This is a genomic window from Rhizobium sp. 10N414 (genome assembly GCF_056394785.1).
This window is the reverse complement of sequence record NZ_JBFTIN010000121.1, coordinates 1-425: the sequence shown is the minus strand read 5'-3', so window position 1 is coordinate 425 and position 425 is coordinate 1. Positions and strand designations below refer to the sequence as shown.

The 425-nt window shown below is 63.4% G+C and carries 1 protein-coding gene; it reads left to right on the top strand.

The genetic code is table 11. The features are described from left to right. Positions 1 to 425, top strand: a 425-nt coding sequence (locus tag AC1DE4_RS31875; RefSeq protein WP_477884770.1) for a methyl-accepting chemotaxis protein, incomplete at both ends; no start/stop codon positions are given.

The window sequence follows — 425 nt, the reverse complement described above, 5'->3', positions numbered from 1 at the left end:
GGCAAGGGCTTTGCTGTCGTCGCCCAGGAAGTGCGCGAGCTGGCACAGCGTTCTGCCCATGCCGCGAAGGAAATCGAAAGCCTGATCACCGCCTCGAACTCACAGGTTCGCTCGGGCGTCACGCTCGTCGGCGACACCGGCAAGGCGTTGGAMGCRATYGTCGGTCAGGTTCAGGARATCAGCCGTCACGTCGACGCAATCGTCACGGCAACCCGTGAGCAGTCGACGGGGCTTGCCGAGATCAATACGGCCGTCAACACGATGGACCAGGGCACGCAGCAGAACGCCGCCATGGTCGAGGAGCAGACGGCAGCGAGCCATGGGCTGGCGCAGGAAGCAGCAAAGCTGATGCAACTCCTTGCCCAGTTCAACCTGCAGGCAGCATCCCACGGCGCATCATCCTACAGCTCCTACAGCCGTCGCGC